Origin of the sequence: Mycobacterium sp. 852002-50816_SCH5313054-b, assembly GCF_001667185.1 — a bacterium.
Classification (GTDB): domain Bacteria; phylum Actinomycetota; class Actinomycetes; order Mycobacteriales; family Mycobacteriaceae; genus Mycobacterium.
On sequence record NZ_LZIC01000079.1, the window covers coordinates 1 to 8,498 of the forward strand.

Consider the following 8,498-nt stretch of genomic DNA (forward strand, 5'->3'; position numbering starts at 1 on the left):
GCACTGGCCGGGATGCCCGAGCGGCTCGGGCTGCCCACCGACCGGCCCTACCCCCCGGTGGCCGACCAGCGGGGCGCCAGCGTGGCCGTGCGTTGGCCCGCCGAGTTGCAGCGCCAGGTCGTCCGGGTGGCCCGCGAACACAACGCGACGAATTTCATGGTGATGCAGGCCGCGCTGGCTGTGCTGCTGGCCAAGCTCAGCGCGAGTTCCGATGTGGCGGTGGGCTTCCCGATCGGAGGGCGCCGTGACCCCGCGCTTGACGAGCTGGTCGGATTCTTCGTCAACACGTTGGTGTTGCGCGTGGATGCGGCCGGCGACCCGAGCGTCGCCGAGCTGCTGGCTCAGGTGCGCGCGCGCAGCCTGGCCGCCTACGAGCACCAGGATGTGCCCTTCGAAGTCGTCGTCGAGCGGCTGAACCCCACCCGATCGCTGACCCATCACCCGCTCGTGCAGGTGATGCTGGCCTGGCGGACCCTGCACGACACCACCGGCGATCCCACCGCCGTGTTCGCATCGGGCGAGCTGGAGCTCACCCAGATGCCGGTGGACACCGGCACCGCCCGCATGGACTTGGCGCTTGCCCTGGAAGAGCACCTGGACGCCGACGGTGAGCCGGCCGGCATCGGCGGCGTGGTGGAATTTCGCACCGACGTGTTCGACGCGGCCAGCATCGAAACGCTGATCGAGCGCTTGCAGCGCGTGCTGGCCGAGATGACCGCGGACCCGAGCCGGCGGCTGTCGTCGATCGGCGTGCTCGACGACGTCGAGCGCGCCCGGTTGGCGGACTGGGGCAACCGGGCCGCGTTGACCGAGCCGGCGAGCCCGCCGGTGGCGATTCCGGCGCTGTTCGCCGCACAGGTGGCGCGCGTACCCGACGCGGCGGCGCTGACCTTTGAGGGCCGCTCGATGACCTACCGCGAGCTCGATGAGGCGGCGAACCGGTTGGCGCAGCGGTTGGCCGCCGGGGGCGTGCGGCCGGGTCGGCGCGTGGCGCTGCTGCTGCCGCGCTCGGCCGACGCGATCGTGGCGATTCTGGCGGTGGTGAAGACCGGGGCGGCGTATGTGCCGATCGATCCGACGGTGCCGGAGGCGCGGATGCAGTTCGTGCTCGGCGATGCCGCGCCGATCGCCGCGATCACCACCGCCGAGTACCGCCCGCGGCTGGACGGGCGCGACCTGCTGATCGTCGATGTGCACGACACCGATGACTCCGCCGTCGACGCCGGCATCGGCACCGCACTGCCGGCGGCGTGCCCGGACGACGTCGCCTACATCATCTACACCTCGGGCACGACGGGAACCCCCAAGGGGGTCGCGGTCCCGCATCGCAATGTGACCCGGCTGCTGCAGACGCTGGCCGGCGACATGGAGCTCGCGGGGCGGGTGTGGACGCAGTGCCATTCGCTGGCTTTCGACTTCTCGGTGTGGGAGATCTGGGGCGCGCTGCTGTACGGCGGACGCGTGGTGGTGGTGCCCGACTCGGTGGTGCGCTCGCCCGAAGACCTGCACGCGCTGCTGGTGGCCGAGCGGGTCAGCGTCTTGAGCCAGACTCCGTCGGCGTTTTATGCCCTGCAGGCCGCCGACGCGTTGCAGCCCGAGCTGGGTTCTCAGTTGGAGCTGGAGGCCGTGGTGTTCGGCGGCGAAGCGCTCGAACCGCAGCGCCTGCGCGCGTGGCTGGAGGCTCACCCGGCTCAGCCCCGGTTGATCAATATGTACGGCATCACCGAGACGACCGTGCATGCCTCGTTCCGCGAGATCGTCGCCGCGGACGTCGACACCGCCGTCAGCCCCATCGGGGTGCCGTTGGCCCACCTCGGTTTCTTCGTCCTCGATGGATCGTTGCAGCTCGTGCCCCCCGGTGTGGTCGGCGAGTTGTACGTCGCCGGCGCCGGGTTGGCGCACGGGTACATCGGCCGCGCGGGTCTGACGGGGACGCGGTTCGTCGCGTGTCCGTTCGGCGGGCCGGGAGGGCGCATGTATCGCACGGGCGACCTGATGTGCTGGGGTGCCGACGGGCAGCTGCGTTACATGGGGCGCGCCGATGAGCAGGTCAAGATCCGCGGCTATCGCATCGAGCTCGGCGAGGTCCAGGCGACGTTGAACGGCCTGGAGGGCGTGGAGCAGGCGGTGGTGATCGCCCGCGAGGACCGCCCCGGCGACAAGCGCCTGGTGGGCTACGTGACCGGAACGGTGGATCCGGCCGAGGTGCGCGCCGAGCTGGCCGAGCGGCTGCCGGCCTACATGGTTCCGGCCGCGGTGGTGGCGCTGGACGCGTTGCCGCTGACGGTCAACGGCAAACTCGACACCCGCGCCCTGCCGGCGCCGGAGTATCAGGATGTCGATCATTACCGCGCCCCGGCCGACGCCGTCGAGGAGATCCTGGCCGGCATCTATGCCCAGGTGCTGGGGCTGGAGCGGGTCGGGGTCGAGGAGTCGTTCTTCGAGCTCGGCGGGGACAGCATCCTGTCGATGCAGGTGGTGGCGCGGGCGCGGGCCGCCGGCGTGGTGTGTCGGCCGCGCGACATCTTCGTCGAGCAGACCGTGGCAAAGCTCGCCCGGGTGGCCGGGGTGGTCGCCGACGACGCCGAGGTGATCGACGAGGGCGTCGGCGCGGTGGTGGCCACCCCGATCATGCGCTGGCTGCAGAGCGTTCAGGGCCCGGTGGCGGAGTTCAACCAGACGGTGCTGGTGCAGGCCCCGGTCGGGGTGATCTCGTCCGACGTGGTGGCGGTGTTGCAGGCCCTGCTCGATCGACACGCGACGTTGCGGCTGCGCGTCGACGACGACGGCGCCAACGGGTGGTCGGTGACGGTGCCCGAACCTGGTTCGGTGGACGCGCGCGGGTGCCTGCAGACGGTGGACGTGCTGTCGGACGACGCGGTGTTGGCGGCGCGATCGCGGTTGGACCCGGCCGCCGGGGTGATGCTGAGCGCGCTGTGGGCGGCCCCCACCGGTCAGTTGCTGTTGATCGTTCACCACCTGGCGGTCGACGGGGTGTCCTGGCGGATCTTGCTCGAGGACCTCAACCTCGCCTGGGCGCAGCACCGCGGCCGGCAGCAGGTCGTGTTGCCGGCGCCCAGGACGTCGTTCGCAGGGTGGGCGGCGCTGCTGGCCGAGCACGCCCGCCGTCCCGAGGTCGTGGAGCAGGCGTCGGCTTGGCGGCGGATCGCCGCGCTGCCCGCGGAGTTGCCGGCGGTGCAGCCCGCGGTGGATACCTATGCGACCGCCGGGAACCTGGCGGTGGAGCTGGACGCCGAGACGACCCGGATGCTGCTCGGTGAGGTGCCGGCGGCGTTCCACGCCGGAATACACGAGATCCTGTTGATCGCGTTCGCGTTGGCGTGTGCCGAGTTCCTAAGCAGTGGTGCCGCGCCGGTCGTGATCGACGCGGAGGGTCACGGGCGCCAGGAGGAGCTGGACCCCAATGTCGACCTGTCGCGCACGGTGGGGTGGTTCACCACCAAGTATCCGGTGGCGCTCGCGGTAGGCGGGCTGGACTGGGCGCAGGTACTGGCCGGTGACGCGGGCCTCGGGGCGGTGATCAAAGACGCCAAGGAGCAGCTTCGGGCCCTGCCGGACGGTTTGACCTACGGGCTGCTGCGCTACTTGAACGGTGACGTCGACCTGGAGGGGCCTGACCCGACGATCGGCTTCAACTACCTGGGGCGGCTGGGCGCTGCGTCGACCGAGGTGTCCGGCGACATATGGGAGATCCGCCAGGACGGCTGGGCGGTGACCGGCGTTGCCGCGGCGACCCCCATGCCGCTGATGCACACCGTGGAGCTCAACGCGGGCACCCTGGACGCCCCCACCGGTCCGCGCCTGCGCGCGGGCTGGACCTGGGCGCCGTCGGCCCTGGATCAGGCACAGGTCAGCCGGCTGAGCCGGTTGTGGTTCGATGCGCTGGCCGGCATCTGCGCGCACGTGCGAGGCGGTGGGGGCGGGTTGACGCCGTCGGACATCGCGCCCGCACGGCTGAGCCAGCTGCAGATCGACCAGCTTGCGCGGCAATACCGCATCGCTGACGTGCTGCCGCTGACCCCCCTGCAGCAGGGGCTGCTGTTTCACGCCAGCACCGCCCAAGGTGGCGACGACGTGTATGCGGTGCAGCTCGATGTCACGCTGAGCGGTCGGCTCGACCAGCACCGCCTGCGTGACGCCGTGCACACGGTGGTCGCCCGCCACCCCAACCTGGCGGCCCGGTTCACCGCGCGGTTCGACCAGCCGGTGCAGATCATCCCGGCCGATCCCGTGGTGCCCTGGCGGTATCTCGACCTCAGCGGGGGCGAGGTGGACCTCGATGAGCAGATCCAGCAGGTCTGTGCCGCCGAACGCGCCGCGGTCTACGACTTGGCCGACCATCCGGCCCTGCGGGTCGCGCTGATCCGCACCGCGGAGGACCGGCACCGGTTTGTGCTGACGAATCACCACATCGTGCTCGACGGGTGGTCGCTGCCGATCCTGCTGGGCGAACTATTCGCCAGCTATTACGGGCAGCGGCTGCCGGCGGCGGGGTCCTATCGCAGGTTTGTGTCCTGGCTGGCCGGTCGTGACCTCGAGGGCGCCCGCGCGGTGTGGCGGGAGCTGTTCGCCGGCTTTGCCGCCCCCACACTGGTCGGGCCGCCGGATTGGTTCGGGCTGGGCCGGCGCGGCGTCGTGTCGTTCCGGGTGCCCGAACAGACCACGCGGGCGCTCAGCGAGTTGGCGCGCTCGCGCCACACCACCGTGAGCACCGTGCTGCAGGCCGCCTGGGCGCAGCTGCTGATGTGGCTGACCGGCCAGCACGATGTCGCCTTCGGCGCCGTGGTCTCGGGGCGGCCGGCCGAGGTGCCGGGCGCGGACTCGATGGTGGGCCTGTTCATCAACACGGTGCCGGTGCGGGCGAACATCAGCAACGGGACCACCACCACCGACCTGCTCGATCAACTGCAGGGCGACCACAACCGCACACTGGACCACCAGCACCTGGCGCTGAGCGAGATACACCGTGCCACCGGCCACGGAAGACTCTTCGACACGGTCTTCGTGTACGAGAATTACCCAGCGGATCCCGCCGCATTGTCGGGAACCGACGGGTTGGCCATCACCGAGATCGCCAACCGCGACTACTACCACTACCCGCTCACGGTCCAGGCGCTGCCGGGCCGCGAATTGGAGCTGCACGTCCAATTCCGCGCGGACGTTTTCGACCCGGCCGACATCGAGGCGCTGATCGAGCGGTTCAAGCAGACGTTGGTCGCCATGACCAGCGATCCGGCGCGACCGCTGTCGTCGGTCGATGGACAAGACCAGGGGAGGCACTCGCGCCCGGACAGGTCGGGCAACCGCGCGCCGCTGGCCCAGCCGGCACTCCCGGGGGCCTCAGTGCCCGAACGCCACCACAACGGTGCGGGCGAGCACGCCCCGACCAGCCTGATCGAGCAGATCTTGACCGGCATCTACACGCAGGTGCTCGGCGTGGACCGCGTCGGGATCGACGAGTCGTTTTTCGACCTCGGCGGGGACTCCCTTGCCGCGATGCGAGCCACTGCCACGATCAACACGGCCCTTGATGCCAACCTCGAGGTAACCGCCCTGTTCGAGGCGCCGTCCGTGCGACGGTTGAGCCAGCGGTTGGGCGGACATGCCCGCTCGGTCGAAGAAGTTCCCGTCATCCCGGACCTCTAGAGCCGCGCCGACGCTCACTACCACATCGACGGCACCAGGCGATAGCGAACTTTCCGCGTGTACTCGAGGTATCCGGCCAACTCTTTTTGGAGCAGTTTCTCCTCGTCGCGGATGCGCGAGGCGAGCACGAGCAGCCCGGGAATGACGAAAACCAGTCCCCAGTAAGAACCGAGCGCAAGGGGGATGCCGACCATCATGATCACGTTGCCGGTGTACATCGGATGCCGCACCAGCCCATACAGACCGCTGGAGACGACCTGTTGGCCCGCCTGCACCTGGACGGTCGCGGACGCGTAGCTGTTCTGAATGATCACCAGGGCCACCACACCCAGTCCCACGGCGACCAGAACGTCTCCGACCACGCAGATCGCCGTCGGCACCGGCGACCAGCCGAAGCGATGGTCGAGGGCGCTCACCACGACCATCGCTGCCAGCGACACATACAAGCCGGCGATGAGTACCCGCTGCGCCATCCGGGCCTCGGCCGCCGGCCCCCCACGCATCCGGGCCTCGAGCGCAGCGGGATTCATCCGCAGCAGGTACACGGCGGGGATCCAGGCCGCGATGCCAACCACCACGAGAAAAACCCACGCCTGCCAGTAATTGAACGTGCCTGCCGGAAAAAACAGCATCGCGCCGAACACGACAAACTCAACAACACCGAACAGCAGCATCTTAGGAATGGTGTTCACCCATCCTCCTTCGTCCGTCCGTGCGGCACGCCATCAGCGCAGCCTCCGTTGCCGGCAGTCACGCCAGCGGCCCAGGACGAAACTACCGTCGCCTACCCGAAGGATGTGCACGATTCGTCATCGCCGTACGGCGGTCGCGCCGGCCTGCGCCGGTGCTGGCGCGATGGTCACCGACGGGCCGCCGCCGAGTCTGGGCGAGCCGGAATGAAAGTGTCCGCGCCCCAGTTCATTTGAGGCCTTACGCGCCCATGCAGAAATTGCAGGAAGCCGGCACCTGGGTGACGGGGCTACAGGAAGGAACGCAAAATTGCCTTCGGCTGCATGACGGGCGAGCATTCACTGGGCGTGTCATGGCATGAGCCGCCGCGCCGCAGGTTCTCGATCGCCGTGAGTACCTGGCGACCGACCGCCATCTGGTACTCACGCAGGTATTGCGCGCGGCGCGGGTCATCCTCTGCCAAGTGGTGGGTGAGCGGATGCTGCGTCTTCCAGACGGCGTCCTGCGCCGCTTCCCCCACCGCTACCAGAAAGTCGTCCTCGTCCATGCTCCCCCGATCGCGCGCCGCCCCGTCCAGTGACGGTAATTCTCCCTGTGGGATCGGGTTTTCGCAATTGTTCCGATCGGCATTTCGCGTATTAAACGCCTGTGTAGTGAAAAATTGACTCAGTAAATTTTTTGCGCAGCGATAACCACCGCCGGTTAATCACCGGGCCCACGGACCTCTGGGCTTATCTCCCTGCATAACACGGCATCTGGGGCCGAGCTGACGCGACGAAGGGTCGACGGTGCGGCGCCTTCCGCGCGGGGACGGCAAATTCCTTTCGCGGGCGTCAAACAGGCCCGTCATGCAAATTATGGTTTTCAGTTAGTTTGCCGACGCGAGGGCGTCTCGGCGGGGGTAATTCCGGCTAACCAGCCCGAACAACGGGCGACGAGACGGGCGCAAAGGGGCCAGTGAAATTGCGGGCGGAGCGATTTTTTCGGCGTCTACGACCCTGCGCGGTGGCGGCTCGACGGTCCGCGCGGAAGCGGAAGCCGGTCCTCGCCGCGCCGCCCGTCGCGCCGATGAGCGACGCGCGCCACCGCATAGCCGAACCCGCAGCGCGCGCATTAGCGGCTTTCGCGCGGGCCGCCAAAGGATACGCAAAGTTGAGAATCTCGCGCGTATTCATGATTTAGGATGGATTGCGGCGAAATGAGATGAATGACGTTATGTGTGCCGGTGTGGCCAATGTGGCACCAGTGGCCGCCCATTGGCCTCGGCCGGCGGTCGGGGCGGGGTCTGGCGCCGCGTGTGCGCAACGCGATGGACCAAAACTCGTGAAACGTTGTAAGGCACGTGTGCAACGGGATACGTTTTCACTTTCGTCATTGGAATGTGATCGTCGTGTGGAGGCCTGCGCGCCCGAGGCGGTCGTCGGAGGTCAGCGATGTCGTATGTGATCGCAGCGCCGGATGCGCTCGCGGCCGTGGCGGCGAAGGTGGCGAGCATCGGCTCGTCGGTCAGCGCCGCGAATTCGGCGGCGGCGGCCCCCACCATCGGTGTGGTTGCCGCTGCCGGTGACGAGGTGTCCGCGGCGGTCGCGTCGGTATTCTCCGACGCCGCAAAGGAGTTTCACGCGTTAACCGCCCAGTTGGCGGCGTTTCAGACCCAGTTCGCGCAGACCCTGACCGGGTCAGGGGGGGCGTATGCGGCCGCCGAGGCGACCAATGCGGCCGGTGTTTCGCCTTACTCCATTTTCGCGCCGATTTGGAACGCGGTGGCGGAGGCCTCCGGCCCCGTCCCGCCGCCCAGGACGGACATCCTGGCGACCCTGATGTACGAGCTGAACCAAACCAGCCAGCAGTTGGCCGGGGCCCCGCTGTTTTTCGACGGCGCCGACGGGGCGTCGCAGGCCAGCCCGAACGGCCAGGCCGGTGGCTTGTTGCTGGGCAGCGGCGGCAAAGGCTGGGACTCCACCATCGCGGGTGTGAATGGCGGTAACGGCGGGCAGGCCGGGTTCTTCGGCAACGGCGGTGCCGGCGGCATCGGTGGAGCCGGGGCGGCCGGCGCCGACGGCGGGGCGGCCATTTGCGGCGGTAACGGCGGGCAGGCCGGGTTCTTCGGCAACGGCGGTGGGGGCGGCATCGGTGGATGC

At 68.9% G+C, this 8,498-nt stretch carries 4 protein-coding genes; 2 read left to right on the forward strand and 2 right to left on the reverse strand.

Features of this window, described 5'->3' with window-relative positions:
* The coding region (locus A5787_RS17305; RefSeq protein WP_066969149.1) for a non-ribosomal peptide synthetase at positions 1-5,667 on the forward strand (5,667 nt) is incomplete at its 5' end.
* 17 nt (positions 5,668-5,684) lie between these two features.
* On the opposite strand, the gene A5787_RS17310 is transcribed toward A5787_RS17305, so the two are convergent.
* Positions 5,685-6,341, reverse strand: coding sequence for an isoprenylcysteine carboxylmethyltransferase family protein (locus A5787_RS17310; protein ID WP_066969153.1), 657 nt, complete (start codon positions 6,339-6,341; stop codon positions 5,685-5,687).
* 305 nt (positions 6,342-6,646) lie between these two features.
* Complete coding sequence (locus A5787_RS17315) at positions 6,647-6,904, reverse strand: hypothetical protein (protein ID WP_066969151.1); 258 nt, start codon at positions 6,902-6,904, stop codon at positions 6,647-6,649.
* 886 nt (positions 6,905-7,790) lie between these two features.
* On the opposite strand from A5787_RS17315, the gene A5787_RS28625 reads away from it, so the two are divergent.
* Positions 7,791-8,498: PE family protein (locus A5787_RS28625; RefSeq protein ID WP_304441163.1), on the forward strand; the 708-nt coding region annotated here is incomplete at its 3' end.

What these genes read in the sequence shown, in the direction of transcription:
- A5787_RS17310 (WP_066969153.1), bottom strand. Translation starts at nt 6,341, where the DNA reads ATGCTGCTGTTCGGTGTTGTTGAGTTTGTCGTGTTCGGCGCGATGCTG.
- A5787_RS17315 (WP_066969151.1), bottom strand. Translation starts at nt 6,904, where the DNA reads ATGGACGAGGACGACTTTCTGGTAGCGGTGGGGGAAGCGGCGCAGGAC.